Source organism: Aerosakkonema sp. BLCC-F183, assembly GCF_041929145.1.
Lineage (GTDB): Bacteria > Cyanobacteriota > Cyanobacteriia > Cyanobacteriales > Aerosakkonemataceae > Aerosakkonema.
The window spans coordinates 1-15,014 of the sequence record NZ_JBHFNU010000106.1; the positions used below are offsets into that span (position 1 = coordinate 1).

Below are 15,014 nucleotides of genomic sequence, written 5' to 3' on the forward strand. Positions count from 1 at the left end.
GCCAGCCAATTCTTCTAACTTTACTATTCGATGCTGTTGTAGCATCACAACTAATATATCCAAAATTAAAAACTCTGCTCTTTTTAGTTGCGTTTTTAAGTGTTGGGTGTAAAATGAAGGTATTAAATTCATTTTTTTCATCAGTTAGGTCTACTTGAGAATAGCAGACCTATTTTTTTTTGACAACAATCGGTCAACCCCGCACGCAGTAAGGGGTTGACCGATTGTTGTCTCCCCCCCAGGATAAATATGATGGCTGGCGGTAATTCGTTTTAACAACCATCCTCTTTCCTCAACTATTTTACAAAGCTTTTTCCCGGATATCGACTTCATACTAAAATTTCTACCACTTTTTCTGAGTCGTTATTCACCTGAATTTCGTTAGCTACTTCTAACCAACCTTGAATGGCATCTTGTAAGTTAAAGATAACTTCTTCATAAGTATCACCTTCAGTAATACATCCTGGTAAGGCGGGAACTTCTGCCCAATATCCTCCTTCTTCGGCGGGGTGTATAATTGCTTTTATTTTCATGTTTATCTTTAGAAAGAGTCAGAGTTTTCTTGATTATAGCAGAATAAGAACCTGCCTTAAACTTCGCGCCCATATTCAAACATGGGCGCGAAAAAGTTAAGTAAGGTGGGCAGTGCCCACCCTACAGAATTATCGAACTGTTGGCGGTTTGACTTGACCGTTTTCTTTTTCGGGTAAGAACTCAACGGGAATTACGGGAACGGTATCTGAATTTGGTAATTCGCCGTTAGTTTCTGGTGTGATTGGCGGGGTGGAATTATTCGATTTGCCTGCTTGATTCCACAACAGCATTGTTAGCAAACCATCGACTAAACCGTTACCGCCGTTGTTACCGCTGACGAGGACATCGGGGATTAAACGGACTTTGCGATCGCCTATAATTTGCATTAGCTGCATTGCCGTGTAACCTTGCGAACCCAAGGCTTCCACACCAGCGCGATAGGTTTCCGCTTTCGCAGTACCCGTAGCGCGAATCGAAGCCGCTTCCGCCGCCGCTTGCAGTTTTGTCGCTTCCGCTTCACCTTGCGCTTGTTTGATTTGCGCTTTGGCTTTCAGTTCCGCAATGCTGACATTCTGTTCGGATTTCACCATTTCTTGTTGAATTTCGGCTAAGGCTGTTTCGCGCACGAGTTGCTGGCGTTGCGTTTGTGCCATTTGCTGCACTTCGTAGGTTTTGCGCTGTTCTTCTGCTATTTTGCGATCGGTCTGCGTTTGCATCAACTGTCCTGGCGGTTGAATATCGCCAATCAAAGTATCGATCGCCTGCACATCGTAACTCCGCAAAGCTGTTTTAATATACTCGGAAGCCTCAGCTTGACGTTCGCTTCTAGCACTCAGGAAATCCAACACCGTGTAAGCTTGGGCCGAATTGCGGAAGTAATTGCCGATCGTCGGTTCTAATACATGATCTACCAGATTTTGCATCGCGCCAACACGGGAAATCACCTTCGGCGCATCCAAAGCACCGACGTGAATAATCTGTGCAACTTCCAAATCGAACGCAAACCCGTCAGTAGAACGCACAGTCAGCGATGCCAGTTTGGAATCGTAATTATGCCGTTCTGTTCTCGCCGACCAGTTCAACACTATATTAGTTGTCGGCACTAACTCCACCTTCATAATCCGGGTATTCAGTGGATGTTTGCCTGGGTAAAGCGGTTCCGTCCACACGCCTTTGTGTCCCGGACGCACCAAATCGCCGTGAGTGAAAGCAGCGCCGCTGACATCTTCGTGCGCTTTGCCAACATAAGAAATTACCACACCGACATAGCCGATCGGAATCTCCGTCATGGCAACTTGTTCCACTTGCACAAACCAAGGATTCAAATTCCAAGACCCGGACAGCAGAATTTGCTCTTGCAAACCCCGTCTTCCACCAGCTGTGATGAATTTCTGACCGTTTTGGAAATTATCGTGTCCGGGAACAACCGCCCCTGCAATTTCGCCTTCCGAGATGGGAATGCCGTCTAAGGTAGTGACGATACCTACTTTGTCCGATGCGACCGTGTGGACGCGCAACTGTTCGCTACTCATACCTTCTTTAGTTGCGTTGGCGGTGGTGATGACTTTGAACAAAGCGGTATTGATGCGGTAAGTACCTGCCGTGAGAAAGCCTAGCTGACGCCCTTTTTCGCCGCCGTTTTTGAGGAATTTGCGGGCATCCTGAAAGTTATCGCAGTCTACAACTTTACCTAAGATGTGTTGCGGCGGGATAGAAGCACCATCGGCGGCGACGATAAGGGCGATTTCGCCTTGGGATACGACGGTAACTAATTCTTTGCGAACTGAAAATTGCCAGGGCCAATAGCCCCAGTGCCACCCAGGTGCAAGGGTATCGGCTTGATATCCAGCTTCGCCGTTTAAAGCTATCAGTCGTCCTGGGGGAAGTCCGCGACCGGTCAGGGCAAATTTCTTGACCACAACGCCGACTTCCCGTTCGCCGATAACGACGAGTCCGCCAAAGAATATGGGGATACAGACGATGACGCCGCCGACTACAATGAGGGCGATTAGTGGCCCGATGTCTGCGCGTTGAATTCGATACTGGGTGCTATTAGTTTGCACCTGTTGTGCAATAGACATCTCCACTAACTCTTGTGGGGTAGGCGTCTCGCCTGCCAAAGAGTTTCTTTCTTGGAGAGGTGCAATGATTTCTTTTGGCTGTGTCTGAGTTGCGTTAAGACTTATCGATGCTGGTTTTTCTGTTTGACTGGTTTTGAGTGCCTCCGCGTTGGCAGAGTTGATGCCGGTGGAAATGGCGATCGATGCCACTACCGATGCCGCCAATCCCACGATTCTACGAGGTTTTGTCAAATTTTTCATAAAAAAAATCATCCCCAAACAGGGAGTAGGTATGCTCACATCTTGCACTACTGTCAACAAGACCTGAGAAACCGCGTTTCTTAATCAAAAATTTAGGCTCTTGGCTTTAATTTCCAAGAAACCCGGTTTCGACGCCTGCTTCAAGATCTGAGTATCCCTACACTAGCAATTCCCCAAGTCTTCACCCAAATTCTTAAACTTCTCGTAATGGCAAGAGGGGGATAACGGGAGAGTGGGAGTGGAAGAATTAATATTTTCCCTTTTTCCTCTTCTTTTTGACTTTTGACTTTTGACTTTTGACTTTTGACTTTTGACTTTTCTATACCCTTCTTAACGTATCCGAATACTCGTTCCGCGATCGCCCAGTTGTGCAAATTCTAACTCCTCTCCCGCCTCTAGCGCTGCTCTAATGGCGGTTTTATCGGGTTCAACGGTGATTTTCTGAAATTTTTCTGGCAATTCAGTTGGCGATACCGATTCATCTAAAAGTAAAGGCGCTTTACCGCCGTGTTTTGTCATGGATAATTTGTAGCGTGCGGTGTCAACTGTTTTGAGATTGTTGACCTCGAAAAACCATTTTAATCTTTCTTTAAGCATTTGGGCGCGTTTTTCATCAGCGGTGGCTAATTCTGCCAACCGTTTCGCTTCTGCTTTGCGAACTGCGGCTTTTGCTTCCAATTCGGAAATTAGGGCGGCGTAATTATCGAGTTTGCGATCGCGTTCTTCTCCCAACTCTTCCAGCCAACTCGTAATTAGCTGTCTGCTTTCTTCATCGTCGCCGTCTAACTCATCCAGCAGCACGTTTAACTGGCTGAGATCGGCGGAAATGCCGAACAGGGTTCGCGGTTGTGCCGATCCTTTGTGTGTGGCGATGCTTTCCATTAATTTGGCTCCTCAAATTTCCCCAATCCATTAATTTTGTAGTATAATATATGTAGTTAGAACACTTCATTACTTTTACCTAAAATCTTTACTGTCACTGACAAATTTTTTCTGATTTTTAACCGCAGATGAACGCAGATGAACGCAGATAAGTTTTAGATTTTTCTGGGTTTATCTAGGTAGTCTGTGGCAAGGATTGTCACACTTAAATCAACTGTAGGGTTCGTCAGACTTTGGTTATAGCTCGATCGCATGAGGTTTTCCGCCTCTGACGTAGCCTACTGAGAGTGCTAATCCAAAATCCAAAATCCAAAATCCAAAATTCCCTGATGTTTGCTTTGTAATTCAGGAAAAACCGACACATGGCTATAAATATCGCAAAACTCAACAATACAATTTCTGTGCTGGAGCTAGTTAAACTGTGGTCAGAGAACCATAGCAGCATCATTATTAATCTTCAGAATTTGCGGGATAACTATCAACGCCAAGGGTTGAAGAAAATTCCCGGTTCCAGAGACGAAAAAGGCAATCTTGTCCCGCCTTTGCTGAAAGGTGAATTTACCGATGGTGGCGAGTATGTGCGTGCGATCGCATTTAAACTCAATCGCAATACCGCCACCATCAATATGCTGACTTCCCGACCGTTTAAGTTGGTCAATGGTGAAGATGGCATCCAAATTACCGAAGTCGCAGGTTTGCTATTTACCCATCTCGAAACTTTCAATAACTACACCATTGTCAGGGATGGCGACATAAATGTCAAGTCCCTACAAGTCAAATTCGCCAGCAAGAAAGTGTTCGATCTGTTCGAGGAAAAAGGCGTAGTTGAAAAAGACGGCAATCCAGTTGAAAACTATGATTTTCGTGCTGAATACACGATCTGTTTCGACAATCTACCGCTAGTACCTGACAAGGTAAATCACAACAATCTTAACGGCGTGTTTGACGATTTAGCCGAAGTGAAAGTACTTGCCAGTATCTTATCGGCTTTCTTGAAGAAAGAATCAGATACTTACATACCCGAACAAGTGGAGGAATTGAAAAAGCACTATCTCTCCAAAAACCTGTATATCAACTTTCCGAAAACGACGGAGTATGCCTCTCTAGATGCAGCGCTTGCTAACGGCACAGTTGATTTTCGCAAAAGCTACAAAGTCGATATTGGCAGCACAGATATCCTCAATTTCGGTAAACTTCATTCCGCCAATAAATTCCTCGATCGCATATACGAAGTATACAATCGAGATACTGGCGAGAAGGTGGAAAAACCCACATTCGATATCGCCTTGGATGCGAACATTATCTTCGCGCACAAAACCCTGTCATCGCGCACCAAAATAACTCAAGTTGACGAGTTGATGCAGCCAATTTTCGATGACTTTCTCGGCATCGAAGATAACGGTAGCGTTGCGGCAATCTTATCAAAAGTTGGCGCAGATAATTTGATGCCAATGTTGCAGGCAAAATGGAACGGAGAAAAAGTCGTTCGCGATCGATTTGTAGCGGCTTTGACTGCCGCAAATGAGCAACTGGAGGAATATGTAGAAAAAGTTTATCGTGAAAAGATTAGTCCGCTGGTTTTCTACATCGGTTCTACCGGAAATTTACCCAATGATATGGAAGCAGTAGCGCAAACTGCGACAGAAATTGGTGCTAAATATCCCCACTTGCAATTCTCCAAATATGAGCGCGAAGGAACATTTTTTGAGGTTGACGATACGATTATTAGCGTGTATGCTAAATATGAGTATTACACGGTAAAAACACCAGCTTAACTGAGATCGTGTCCGGTAGCATCAGTTGCGAAAAAAATCCGATCTTATCTGCGTTTATCTGCGTTCATCTGTCTACATCTGCGGTTAAATTTTAACTAACGATCGCAACAGACAATCTCGGAAATCATGCTTGCACTGTCAATGCTACCAGATACGATATAACATCTGATCATCGGGAGGCTCTGCCTCCCATCCCTCGCGATCGAGTTCAACCCTGTCACGAGAATACATCCTCTTGTTTAAATCACCTCTCATCATGCAAAATTCGCAGCGCCTTTTTAGTTTAGGATTAATCTTGTGTCTCGTTGTTCTAATTGGATCGGTAGTCCTCAATTTCAGTCTATTCTTTGCAGCAAGACATTACTATATTCTCCTAAATCAAATTCGCTTAGATCCGCTGGGTTTGCAGGATTTTCGCGCTAAATCCAGTCAGCGGGATGTGAGTAATACCGCCACAGCAAATGTAGTGTTCTTTGGCGATTCGCGATCGAAAGAATGGCCTTTTCCCAGTGGGTTAAAAGGTTTTTCGTTTGCGAACAGAGGTATTACCGGTCAAACTTCCAGTCAGGTGTTGGAAAGGTTTGATAAGCACGTTTTACCGTTGCGTCCGAAGATTGTGGTTGTGCAAGTCGGTATCAACGATTTGAAAACGATACCGCTGTTTCCTCGCCAAAAAGATAGGATAGTTGCTAATTGTAAGGATAATATAGAGGAAATTGTGAAGCGATCGCGTTCTCTCGGCGCGACGGTTATCCTCACAACTATTTTCCCCGTTGGTGATGTACCTCTGACACGAAAACCGTTTTGGTCATCGGAGGTCGATCGCGCTATTTTAGAGCTAAACTCTTACATATATTCTTTGCAAGCGCCGAATGTGATTATTTTAGATAGCTATTCGCTTTTAGCTGAAAACGGCAAAAATAAGTACCAGCGCGATACTTTGCATACCAACGCCAAGGGATATCAGATTTTGAATCAAGAACTGACAAAGGTATTAGCAAGACTAACTTTATAGCTTCTATTTTTTTAAATGACGGACAACAGAACCAAGAAAACGCCGACTTTGAACAAGTCGATCGCGCAACGCTACTAAAGGACGTTTTTGATAAGATTTGGGTGCAAGCTGAAACGAATAATTATAAGTGCCGCGAAGTCCGGCGGGGATGTTAGCTGAAGTAACTTCGGCAAACACTCGCGTTAGTTCGGCAGCTAAGGTAGCAAAACCCAATTCTTTTGCTATTTTTACAATTAAATCGCCGCTACATTTGACATAGTGCAGTCGTTTCTCGAAATTAGCGCAGTAAAGAATACCCAAATCTAAATGATCTTCTAATTCATTTGCCAAACGCATCAAAAGCACTTGGCGATCGCTAGGAGTAAGCGTATTTAGACTTTGAGCGATCGCCGATATGCTTTCTTCGTTCCACTTCAAACCAGTATATTTGGCAATGTATTCTTCTACATCCTTACCAACAGCACGCCTTACTTGTTCCCGCTTGCTGTTGGATATACCCGTTCCCCCATCTCCAAAGTCACCCTGCATATAAGCGGCGTGCAACAAACTAGCAGCTACTACCTCCACAGGCGCATTAACAGAAGCTACGATACTAGCAGTTCCGACTAAATGCGCGATGAAAGTTTTGCTGTCCCCTCGAAAGAAACCTGTAAATAGAGACATCGCTAGCTGGTATGCTTTCAGAATACAGCTTAGTTCTGTTTCTGAATAACCCTGTCTAGAAAGTTGAGCGAACAGTTGAATGTTTGTTTGAGCAAAGGGATACATTGCTTTTGTTCTTAAGATTTAGAAGCTGTGGCTGTACTAACAGTTTCCTCTTTTTGATTTGGGGATTTCCTTCCCGACTCGCGGAAGAAAATCTTATTCAACTGTTTCTCGATCGGCATCAAAATATTTTGATTAACCCAAGCACCGCGTTTGATTGGTAAATATTGACGAATCGACTCTCTGATCGTTCTTTGCCGATGGCGATTTAACCAAATATAATGACCTTTTAGGCAAGGGTCATCTTCTGATAAGTTCCATTTCTCCCGGAAGTAATTCAAGCTATCGCGATTCCAAGCTTCACTCCAACGCAGAAAGAAGTAAGGTAAATCTGACCAAGCGAATGGGGGTGGCGCAACGTAACTGACGATCGAATTCGGCTCAAAATAAATAGTACCGCCGTTTTGCCGAACCTCCAAACACAAATCCCAGTGTTCTCCCGTACTTAAAAATCTTTCATCCAAACTTACCTTTTCAAATATTTCGGTACGCGCCAGTACACAATGAAACTCGATCAATTCAGTTTCTTCTCGCCGCAGTTCGGAACTTACTTTGTCAACTGATTTTCTGGCGAAGCGATGTTGTTCAAAAAACTGCCGTCTACCCTGCTTGTCTCGGAAGTGTGCAGAACCTCCTGCCATGTGGATGATTTTGTCTTCCGGTTTCCCTTCGCAATAAAGTGGCCCAACTAACCACGCTCCCGTTTCTTCCGCACACTGTAAAAGTCGATCTAACCAAGCCGGAGTGAATAGTACGTCGTTATCAAAAAAGACAACATATTTAGTATCTATTTCCGATAAAATTAGGTTACGCGCTTGATTGGGAGCGAGGAAATTTTCGCGGCGAATTAACCGAAATCCTTTTTCTTTAGCTTGTTTTTCTAGATAGCGTTTTGTGCGAGCGGGTGAATTGCCATCCACATAAATTAACTTGAAGGGTGTAGTTGTATTCTCGTAAAGGCTTTCGAGGGAGCGATCGGTATAGCTGAATCTCTCCCGTTGGGTTATAAGTAAAGTAACTTGTGCTTCTGTCATTTATACATCTCCAGCATTTTTAGTATGTTTTTTTTTCCAGCATATCCGGCTAACTGCGAAACTAGGGAAGTTTTAATAAAATAAACAGGACTTGCCAAACTACTCAAGTAAAATTCCATCTCGCCAGCTGCGATCGCATCTGTTATAACCTCTCCGCCATACTTGAGCAAGTGCTGTAGGTAGCGGCGCAGACTTCCTCGCATAATTTTCGCCATAATCGCTGCTTTATGCCACTTTTTAGGATTAATCATCTGTCCATGACAAATTGTTAAACCGCAGCCACGAATCAGAGCAATTAAATAATCTTTTTCCAATCGCGATCGCTGGTTTTTTCATAAATTTTTCTCCTGTTTTTTTCTAATTATCTTGCTTATAACCAGCAGGGTTGGCATTGTCCACCCTACTTTTAATAATTAAATCTTAAAATATTTCTTTAAATTATTGATTGGCTTTTCAAAAAAATGCCATGACAATGATGCAATAATTATAGTAGCTACGGTTTGTAAAAAGAATTCAATCCATATATTCTTTGAGTAAGATAGGTTCAACTTGCTAGTGAAAGATTCCGGAATTTTAGAAGCTACAAAAGAGTGGTATACGTAAATACCATAACTTATCTTACCAACATTTACCAATGGTTTGAATTCTAAAATATTTCCAACAATACCGCCGAAACCTCGTGCTGCGCGATCTACCAAACCTGTGAAATAAAGAGCGGTAACAGTGTCAAATAACCCAAATCCAAGCGGGCCTTTTATATAATGTCTGGTAAAAATTAAACTAATGAACAACATACCTCCTACCCAAAAACAAAAATTAGATAAATATTTTTTGTTTTTAAGTAGGTCAGGATTGTGATAGTAATATGCCAGTAAAGACCCCATTCCTAGCAAATCCAAACAAGCAAAAGTAAGAAGTTGAACTTTAATTCCGTTCTTGAAAAGATCGAAAAATAATATCCTGAATAATGGGGATATTAAAATAGTTACCAAAATAACTTTTAATAAGTGTTTTCTGGGTAAAAAAAGTATAATTAAAGGCCAAATTAAATAAAATTGTCCCTCTACTGATAAAGTCCAGAAAGGTGAATTAACATCCCATTTGTTGAAAGCATAATAAATGTTAGATGTATAAGTAAAATGCCAAAAATAAGAAAAATTCCAGCCCGAAACAGAAATGATAGTTAGAAAAAGAATTAGATAATATATCGGTAACAGACGCAAAAAGCGGCGGATGTAAAATTTCCTTACAAGCTCTCCCGTATTTTGACCATATAATTCAATTTTATCTCTACATTTCAACAAAATCCCAGTAATTAGAAAACCGCTTAGTACAAAAAAAAGCTTAACTCCAAGTATCCCCCATTCCAATTTTGAATTTAAAAATAGTTCTTTCGGTAGCCAGTGGTAAACTAATACGCCGAGTACAGCTATTGCCCGTAAAGCATCTAGCTGAATCATGTAATCGGGCTTACTTTCCTTTACTGGCTGCGTTGTTGAATCAATGGGTAATTCCATAGTTTATTGGAAATAATAGGTGCTTTAAAAGCCTACAAATATTGTAACTTATGTTTTTGTCATTGACAAACTTCAGTGTTTTTTATATCTTTATTTTTTCCAAAATATCCGGCTAATTGCAAAACTAGAGAAGTTTTAATAAAATAAAAAGGACTAGCCGAGCAACTCAAGAAGAATTCCATCTCGCAAGCGGCGACAATATCGGTCGTAACTTGTTCTCGATACTGACGCCGGTGTCGCACAGCTCGGCGCAGGTTACTCAAAAAAATCCTGGTCATAAGAATTGGCTTCTGCCATTTTTTAGCATTAATCATGCGAAGATGGCAAACACACAAACCACAGGCTCGGCTTAGAGAAATTAAGTAATCTCTTTCTAGCCGCCAATAGGGAATTTGATGATGGGTGTGCATGGCTGGATTATACCAAATTTCCCACCCGGCTTTGTGTATATATAGCAATGGCTCATAGTCTTCTCCTCCTAACATTTGTCCTCCCACTCTACCACTTAGCATGGGGCGTTTGGGAACAGAATCACACCAGGCTTGTTTGCGAACTACAAATGCTGCTCCAGCAGGTAAAACTAACTTATCAGGATCGTACAGCTTTGGTTTTGAACCTCGCTCTATAATTGCCAGAAATGATTGTATTTTTTTAAAATTCGCAGGCGGTTTTGCTTCGTATTCTCCGTGAATTTGGCCGCCATAAGCACCCGCTTTTGAATGCTCTTTGCCAAAAGAATAAGCAGCAAATACCCAGTTACTATCGGGTAGATTATCATCATCTAGAAACCCAATTAATTCGCTTTTGGCTTCCCGAATAGCTCGCAATCTTGCAAAAGCCGCTCCTTGTTCTGGTTCAAAACTATACCTAAGTAAAACATGGGAATGCCAGTTCTTTTGATATTCTTGAACAACCTCTGCTGTATTATCTTTACTGTTATTATCAACAACAATAATTTCCCAAGCAAAATGTTCGGTATTAATCTGAGTTCGCAGTCGCTCTAAAAGTTTGGGTAAACGGATCGCTCCGTTGTAAGTTGGGATAGCTACGGTGAATTCCATAGACGTTAGACGTTTTGTTTTAATTTATTTTTATTTGCAAGATAATGGCGGATTTACCGCCTGCAAAGCTGATTGTTTTTCTTGATTCGATCGATTCATTTTATTACATCCTAAATAGTGCTTCTTCCAAAGGAAAAAAGGACTAATTAAGCTGCATCGTAATAGCTCTAATTCACAAGCTGCGATCGCATCTTTTTTCGCCACACCTTTATATTTGATCGAGTGCATAATCAATCGCCGTAAATCGTTCGCCAAATAAATCGGAATCAACAGCGGTTTTTGCCAATTTTTTAATCTCACCATCCGCAACTGATGGCGACTCAAACCAATACAACGCGCCACAGATATCAAGTAATCTTTTGACAAACGCCAACTAGGAATCTCGTGGTAAATCTGCATATTTGGGTTGTACCAAATTTCCCAACCCGCTTTCTGAATATACAACAAAGCTTCCAAATCTTCACTGGCTAAACCCGCTTCTTTCCCCACATTGTTCAACACCAAACGTTCGGGAACGTTGTCGCGCCAAGCTTGTTTGCGAACTACCAACCCAGCGCCAGGGGGTAGTAACTTTTTGCGCGGTTCGTAGCGATGTGCCGTTGTACCTCGCTGCGTAATTGCCAAAAAACCAGCAATTCTGTGAAAATTTTGGGGTGGTTCGACTTCAAACTTCCCGAAGATTTGGCTGCCATAAGCTCCCGCCTCTGGATGGACTTGACCGAATTGGTAAGCAGCTGCTACCCAGTCAGACTCTGGCAAGTTATCATCATCGAGGAAACCAATCAATTTACCTGTGGCTTCTTGCACAGCTCTATTTCTGGCAAATGCAGCTCCTGGCTCGGCTTCAAATACATATTTTAACGGATAAGCTTGCGGCCAGTTGCTTTGATACTCGCGCACCACTTTTGCGGTATTATCTTTGCTGTTGTTGTCAACAACTAAGATTTCCCAGGAAAAGTGTTCTGTGTCGAGCTGAGCGAGCAGTTTGTCCAAAACTTTGGGTAAGCGGGTGGCTCCATTGTAAGTGGGAATCGCTACAGTAAAATCAACCATTCCGATCAGCCTTTGATTAGTAAACGATTCGTACTGTCAGCAATACTACTTAGGTAAGTCTGCTGAGGACTTAGGCATTGCGATCGCGATCGACGAATAAGAACGTCAAAAACCTCAAGCCCTCTAAAGTTAAGCCGACAGCGTAACCGATCTGGTGGACTTACCTATTTTGCCCAATTACTACCCAAGATAGATGTAATTTTTTCAACCTATTGCAAATCTTTACTAAAACTTTAAATATATCGCTACTTTTCTATAACTTTAAACTAGGGTGGGCATTGCCCACCCTACTTTCCTAGACTTGCACCATGCCACCCACAGCTTGAAAACGGGCGCGTGCCCTCTTCAGAGCTTGAGTTGCCTGATATTTTTCCTGACGGTTTTCGCTATTTTGCACTTGGTTATAGCGCTCTTGAGCTTGGTTGTAAGCAGCGCGAGCTTGTTCGATATTAATAGATTCGCTGCGTTCGGCACCGTTAACCAAAATAATCACTCGATCTTCTTCGACTTCGGCAAATCCGCCCATCAGAGCAATAGATACCCAACCTTTATCTTGACGAACTCGCATCACGCCTGTATCCAAAGCGGTCAAAAGTGGTGCGTGTCCGCTCAGAATACCTAATTGCCCGGTGGTGCTGGGCAGAATCAATTCTTGGGCTGGAGAATCCCAGACAGTTTTGTCTGGTGCAATCACGCGAACGTTTAAAGTCATAAGTTGTCAGTTGTCAGTTGTCAGTTATTAGTTGTTAGTTATCAGTTGTCAGTTGTCAGTTGTCAGTTGTGTTTTTCTTGACAGCTGACTACTGACTACTGACCGCTGACGACTCGATTACTTACCAGACTTGATCTTTTCGGCTTTAGCGATCGCTTCTTCAATGGTGCCTACCATATAGAAAGCTTGCTCCGGTAGACCATCCAATTCACCGGAAAGAATCTGTTTGAAGCCTTTGATCGTATCTTCCCGCTTCACGTACTTACCGGGAGAACCAGTAAACACTTCCGCCACAAAGAACGGTTGAGACAAGAAACGCTCGATCTTACGCGCACGCGCTACCGTCAAACGGTCATCTTCCGACAATTCATCCAAACCGAGAATGGCAATGATATCTTGCAATTCCTTGTAACGTTGCAGAGTAGACTGCACCGCACGAGCTGTTTGGTAGTGTTCCTCACCCACAACACTCGGTTGCAACATGGTGGAAGTGGAATCGAGGGGATCGACTGCTGGGTAAATTCCCTTCGCAGCCAAACCGCGAGACAGCACCGTGGTAGCATCCAAGTGAGCGAAGGTGGTAGCCGGTGCGGGGTCGGTCAAGTCGTCCGCAGGTACGTACACTGCTTGAATCGAAGTGATGGAACCTTCGGTGGTGGAGGTGATCCGCTCTTGCAAAGCACCCATTTCGGTAGCTAGCGTGGGCTGATATCCTACCGCAGAAGGCATCCGACCCAGCAGCGCGGACACTTCCGAACCAGCTTGCACGAACCGGAAGATATTATCGATGAACAACAGCACGTCTTGCTTGTTCACATCGCGGAAGTATTCAGCCATTGTCAGCGCCGACAGACCAACGCGCATCCGGGCTCCCGGTGGCTCGTTCATCTGACCGTATACCAGCGCCACTTTTGATTCGCCGATATTTTCTTCGTTAATGACCTTCGATTCTTTGAATTCATTGTAGAGGTCATTACCTTCGCGGGTGCGTTCGCCCACACCGCCAAACACGGACACACCACCGTGAGCTTTAGCGATGTTGTTGATCAGTTCTTGGATGATGACGGTTTTGCCCACGCCAGCACCACCGAACAAACCGATTTTGCCACCCCGACGGTAGGGAGCCAACAGGTCTACTACTTTGATACCTGTTTCAAAAACGGAGGGTTTGGTTTCTAATTCCGTCAGTTTGGGAGAGGGACGGTGGATGGGGAAAGTTTCCGAGGTATTGACTGGGCCCAGGTTGTCGATCGGTTCGCCCAGCACGTTAAAAATGCGACCCAAGGTAGCAGCGCCAACTGGCACGCTGATGGGAGCGCCTGTGTCTACCGCTTCCATACCGCGCACCAAGCCATCGGTGCTACTCATGGCAACGGCGCGGACTTGGTTGTCGCCCAGCAGCTGCTGTACTTCGCAGGTGACGGATACGTCTTGTCCTGCTTCGTTTTTGCCTTGGATTTTCAAGGCGTTGTAAATCTGCGGCATTTTGCCGGCGGAAAATTCCACGTCTACAACGGGGCCAATGATCTGGCTGATGCGGCCTATGTTTGTTCTTTCTGTGCTGGCTACCATGCTTGCGCCTATCTATATAGATATGGGGGAACTGTCTTAACATTTAGCAATGCCATTTCTCAGATTACCACCGAACGGGATATTTCTGCGGGTTGAGGCGATCGCGTTTACAGCCATAGATGAAGGCCCAGATCCCCGACTTCTTGAAGAAGTCGGGGATCTAGAGCCTACTTATGTTTGAGGTAATTTAGTCTTGAGAAAACGGGCTTATAGCGGAAAATTGGCAATCAAGGAGGCTTTTGAGCCTGGTACTAGATTGAAGAATCGCGATCGACCACATTCTCTACTCAGACACCGTAGAAACCCGGTTTCTCCAAGAAACCGGGTTTCTAAACGCCACTGCATCATCCCCCCAAAAAAATAGCCGCGCTTTCCACTGAGAAAAACACGGAATTTGCTGTAATTGGTTGGACAGATTTATGCCAACTGTTGCCCTAATCTTCTGTAATTGAATCAAGTTCAGGTGATTAGGTTATGCTTATCTGTAAATTCTGGCTTAGTAGGTATTGACAAATACAACTTAATGTGATTTAAAACTTAGAGAAGTATCGCCGAAGGTACACGGGAATACAGTCAGTAAGCTTACCCCTGAACGCACAGCCAATGGCCATAGAAGCTATGATTTAGCTCAATTACTGGGAGTCAAATCAGACAACGCGGCAACGATTGGCAATGCCAGAGTTTCAAGCCATGAGCAAAAATCAGATCTAGAAACCCAAAAACAAGCTAGGTTTATTTTAATAGAATTAGCAGCAATATACATTATTTTCTGT

14 protein-coding genes are annotated in these 15,014 nt (G+C 43.6%); 3 read left to right on the forward strand and 11 right to left on the reverse strand.

The genetic code is table 11. From position 1 onward, the window contains the following. Window positions 1-329: 329 nt before the first annotated feature. The 3 genes from ACE1CD_RS31185 to ACE1CD_RS31195 all read right to left on the reverse strand — a co-directional run bounded on the left by ACE1CD_RS31185 (window position 330) and on the right by ACE1CD_RS31195 (window position 3,737). Complete coding sequence (locus tag ACE1CD_RS31185) at window positions 330-533, reverse strand: type II toxin-antitoxin system HicB family antitoxin (protein ID WP_190462762.1); 204 nt, start codon at window positions 531-533, stop codon at window positions 330-332. Between the two features lie 129 nt (window positions 534-662). Continuing rightward, window positions 663-2,855, reverse strand: coding sequence for an SPFH domain-containing protein (locus ACE1CD_RS31190; RefSeq protein WP_374827256.1), 2,193 nt, complete (start codon window positions 2,853-2,855; stop codon window positions 663-665). 330 nt (window positions 2,856-3,185) lie between these two features. Further along, window positions 3,186-3,737 (reverse strand): siphovirus Gp157 family protein, encoded by a 552-nt coding sequence (locus tag ACE1CD_RS31195; protein ID WP_374793847.1) that lies wholly within the window; start codon window positions 3,735-3,737, stop codon window positions 3,186-3,188. Between the two features lie 362 nt (window positions 3,738-4,099). On the opposite strand from ACE1CD_RS31195, the gene ACE1CD_RS31200 reads away from it, so the two are divergent. Both ACE1CD_RS31200 and ACE1CD_RS31205 read left to right on the forward strand, forming a co-directional pair. Next, window positions 4,100-5,512, forward strand: a complete 1,413-nt coding sequence (locus tag ACE1CD_RS31200; RefSeq protein WP_374793848.1) for a hypothetical protein — start codon at window positions 4,100-4,102, stop codon at window positions 5,510-5,512. Between the two features lie 256 nt (window positions 5,513-5,768). Next, the gene (locus tag ACE1CD_RS31205) at window positions 5,769-6,527 is read left to right on the forward strand and encodes an SGNH/GDSL hydrolase family protein (RefSeq protein ID WP_374793849.1); all 759 of its coding nucleotides are present in this window, start codon (window positions 5,769-5,771) and stop codon (window positions 6,525-6,527) included. Window positions 6,528-6,530: 3 nt separating this feature from the next. Here the strand turns inward: ACE1CD_RS31205 and ACE1CD_RS31210 are convergent, their stop codons facing one another. The 8 genes from ACE1CD_RS31210 to atpD form a co-directional block, all read right to left on the reverse strand. After that, complete coding sequence (locus ACE1CD_RS31210) at window positions 6,531-7,295, reverse strand: DUF6817 domain-containing protein (protein WP_374793850.1); 765 nt, start codon at window positions 7,293-7,295, stop codon at window positions 6,531-6,533. Window positions 7,296-7,306: 11 nt separating this feature from the next. After that, window positions 7,307-8,326 carry a glycosyltransferase family 2 protein gene (locus tag ACE1CD_RS31215; RefSeq protein ID WP_374793851.1) on the reverse strand — a complete coding sequence of 340 codons (1,020 nt, stop codon included), beginning with the start codon at window positions 8,324-8,326 and terminating at the stop codon, window positions 7,307-7,309. Continuing rightward, the gene (locus tag ACE1CD_RS31220; protein ID WP_374793852.1) at window positions 8,323-8,640 is read right to left on the reverse strand and encodes a hypothetical protein; all 318 of its coding nucleotides are present in this window, start codon (window positions 8,638-8,640) and stop codon (window positions 8,323-8,325) included. Before ACE1CD_RS31220 ends, ACE1CD_RS31215 begins: the two co-directional genes overlap by 4 nt. 99 nt (window positions 8,641-8,739) lie before the next feature. Next, window positions 8,740-9,843: an acyltransferase family protein gene (locus tag ACE1CD_RS31225; protein WP_374827257.1), complete on the reverse strand. Its 1,104-nt coding sequence runs from the start codon at window positions 9,841-9,843 to the stop codon at window positions 8,740-8,742. A 59-nt stretch (window positions 9,844-9,902) separates the two neighbouring features. Continuing rightward, the gene (gene hpsE, locus ACE1CD_RS31230) at window positions 9,903-10,904 is read right to left on the reverse strand and encodes a hormogonium polysaccharide biosynthesis glycosyltransferase HpsE (protein ID WP_374827258.1); all 1,002 of its coding nucleotides are present in this window, start codon (window positions 10,902-10,904) and stop codon (window positions 9,903-9,905) included. Between the two features lie 30 nt (window positions 10,905-10,934). Next, window positions 10,935-11,957 (reverse strand): hormogonium polysaccharide biosynthesis glycosyltransferase HpsE, encoded by a 1,023-nt coding sequence (gene hpsE, locus ACE1CD_RS31235; RefSeq protein ID WP_374827259.1) that lies wholly within the window; start codon window positions 11,955-11,957, stop codon window positions 10,935-10,937. Between the two features lie 295 nt (window positions 11,958-12,252). Next, entirely contained in the window at window positions 12,253-12,669 is a 417-nt protein-coding gene (atpC, locus tag ACE1CD_RS31240; RefSeq protein ID WP_374827260.1) for an ATP synthase F1 subunit epsilon, read from the reverse strand. A 117-nt stretch (window positions 12,670-12,786) separates the two neighbouring features. Then, complete coding sequence (atpD, locus tag ACE1CD_RS31245) at window positions 12,787-14,241, reverse strand: F0F1 ATP synthase subunit beta (RefSeq protein WP_374827261.1); 1,455 nt, start codon at window positions 14,239-14,241, stop codon at window positions 12,787-12,789. A 49-nt stretch (window positions 14,242-14,290) separates the two neighbouring features. Between atpD and ACE1CD_RS31250 the strand changes: the two genes are divergently transcribed. After that, window positions 14,291-14,422, forward strand: coding sequence for a hypothetical protein (locus tag ACE1CD_RS31250; RefSeq protein WP_374827262.1), 132 nt, complete (start codon window positions 14,291-14,293; stop codon window positions 14,420-14,422). The last annotated feature ends 592 nt before the right edge of the window (window positions 14,423-15,014 follow it).

Excerpts from the sequence above, each read along its gene's own strand:
- ACE1CD_RS31250 (WP_374827262.1), top strand. The coding sequence starts at position 14,291 with ATGCCATTTCTCAGATTACCACCGAACGGGATATTTCTGCGGGTTGAG.
- ACE1CD_RS31225 (WP_374827257.1), bottom strand. The coding sequence starts at position 9,843 with ATGGAATTACCCATTGATTCAACAACGCAGCCAGTAAAGGAAAGTAAG.
- ACE1CD_RS31200 (WP_374793848.1), top strand. The coding sequence starts at position 4,100 with ATGGCTATAAATATCGCAAAACTCAACAATACAATTTCTGTGCTGGAG.
- atpC (WP_374827260.1), bottom strand. The coding sequence starts at position 12,669 with ATGACTTTAAACGTTCGCGTGATTGCACCAGACAAAACTGTCTGGGAT.
- atpD (WP_374827261.1), bottom strand. The coding sequence starts at position 14,241 with ATGGTAGCCAGCACAGAAAGAACAAACATAGGCCGCATCAGCCAGATC.
- hpsE (WP_374827258.1), bottom strand. The coding sequence starts at position 10,904 with ATGGAATTCACCGTAGCTATCCCAACTTACAACGGAGCGATCCGTTTA.
- ACE1CD_RS31215 (WP_374793851.1), bottom strand. The coding sequence starts at position 8,326 with ATGACAGAAGCACAAGTTACTTTACTTATAACCCAACGGGAGAGATTC.
- ACE1CD_RS31195 (WP_374793847.1), bottom strand. The coding sequence starts at position 3,737 with ATGGAAAGCATCGCCACACACAAAGGATCGGCACAACCGCGAACCCTG.
- ACE1CD_RS31210 (WP_374793850.1), bottom strand. The coding sequence starts at position 7,295 with ATGTATCCCTTTGCTCAAACAAACATTCAACTGTTCGCTCAACTTTCT.
- ACE1CD_RS31205 (WP_374793849.1), top strand. The coding sequence starts at position 5,769 with ATGCAAAATTCGCAGCGCCTTTTTAGTTTAGGATTAATCTTGTGTCTC.
- ACE1CD_RS31185 (WP_190462762.1), bottom strand. The coding sequence starts at position 533 with ATGAAAATAAAAGCAATTATACACCCCGCCGAAGAAGGAGGATATTGG.
- ACE1CD_RS31190 (WP_374827256.1), bottom strand. The coding sequence starts at position 2,855 with ATGAAAAATTTGACAAAACCTCGTAGAATCGTGGGATTGGCGGCATCG.
- hpsE (WP_374827259.1), bottom strand. The coding sequence starts at position 11,957 with ATGGTTGATTTTACTGTAGCGATTCCCACTTACAATGGAGCCACCCGC.